General features: G+C 38.9%; 2 protein-coding genes. Both read right to left on the bottom strand.

From position 1 onward, the window contains the following. Positions 1–87 precede the first annotated feature (87 nt). Positions 88–453 carry a plasmid mobilization relaxosome protein MobC gene (gene mobC / locus ABZ321_RS58205; protein ID WP_032398722.1) on the bottom strand — a complete coding sequence of 122 codons (366 nt, stop codon included), beginning with the start codon at positions 451–453 and terminating at the stop codon, positions 88–90. A gap of 555 nt (positions 454–1,008) precedes the next feature. Then, positions 1,009–1,256: hypothetical protein (locus tag ABZ321_RS58200; RefSeq protein ID WP_354905696.1), on the bottom strand; the 248-nt coding region annotated here is incomplete at its 5' end.

The raw sequence follows: 1,256 nt of genomic DNA, 5'->3' as shown, positions 1-1,256 counted from the left end.
CTTGTAGCCACTGTTCAGTTTTTTCATGCATGGGTCTGTCTTGCCCTAAAGCATAATTAAGGGCGCTCGCTGCACTTGCGCCATTGCTTATTTTTGCAATTGTTGCCATAACTCTTGATACCCCTTTTGAGCTTGAGCGAGTACTCCGTATGTATAGCGTAAAGCCACGATCAGCTCTTTATCTTGGTTGTCCATCCGATCGAATTGATTGAGTTTCTTGGCGATTTGATTTAAATTGGTTCCTTGTTTTGAGAGTTCTAATAATAAAGATTTCGCTTGGTCATGTTCGAGATAAGGTTTTTTTAAATGAGATTTTTGTGCTAATTTTTTCGCATAAAGATTCGGAGAGAGTCCATATGTTTCTCCTGAAATTTTCAGCTTATTGTATTGTTCTTCAGATAATCTAAATTGAATGTACTTTGTTTGATTTTGTGATACTTCTTTCTGATCCATAAATAGCCTCCTCAAAGATAAAATGCCCCAGCGCTCATTCCTCAATCGCCCTTTGTCATTGATTTTGTAATAAGCATTGCGCCCTATTCGGTTACAATCCTCACAACAAAATAGCAAATATAAACCCATAAATACTGCTGTAAGCTATCACATTGTAATACAAAACACTTCGTTCTTGTATTACAATGTGGCTTGAAAAGGGGGAAGTTTCACTTTCCCCTTTTATCCCCTTTGGATTGTGTCGATTTGCTTTACGCAAACGCCACCTACCCATTTTATAAAAATAAAATGGGCAAAAAATCTTTCTTTTTGTCATACAAAAAGAAGAAAAAAAAGAGACGATTTTCTTCTTCCGAAATCGTCCCTCTTTTTTCTAAAACCATGGATGAACAAACAAAATACGAGAGATTTTTTATTCGTTCATCCACTAAAAATATGCGAACAGTATGGCTTCATTCAATCCTGTTCTTACAAGTCAAAAGCATCGAATCGTCCTTGGACGATTCAACAAAAAAAGTAGTTGTTTTTGGACGACTACTAAGTTCTAAACATTCATTACCCAAAATCAATTTGGTCTAACATCGTTTCTCGACTAGCTTGATCTAATCCAAGATACGTTAAGGTCATGGCTTCACTTGAATGGTTTAATAAATGCATCACTAAACCAATATTATAGTTTGACTGGGTATAGACCTTATAAGCGCCTGTTTTACGCATGGTGTGACCGGCCCAGTGGCCGCTGAGCAGCCCACCGTCCTCCCAGCCGCCCGGGACGTTGACCCCGGACGGGTTCGACCGGCCGG

This window comes from Dactylosporangium sp. NPDC006015 (assembly GCF_040614215.1).
GTDB classification, from domain to species: Bacteria; Actinomycetota; Actinomycetes; order Mycobacteriales; family Micromonosporaceae; genus Dactylosporangium; species Dactylosporangium maewongense.
Note: the sequence above shows the minus strand (reverse complement) of the source record. Positions and strands in the feature narration are given on the sequence as shown.

Coding starts and splice junctions, on each gene's coding strand:
- mobC (WP_032398722.1), bottom strand. CDS start 453: ATGGATCAGAAAGAAGTATCACAAAATCAAACAAAGTACATTCAATTT.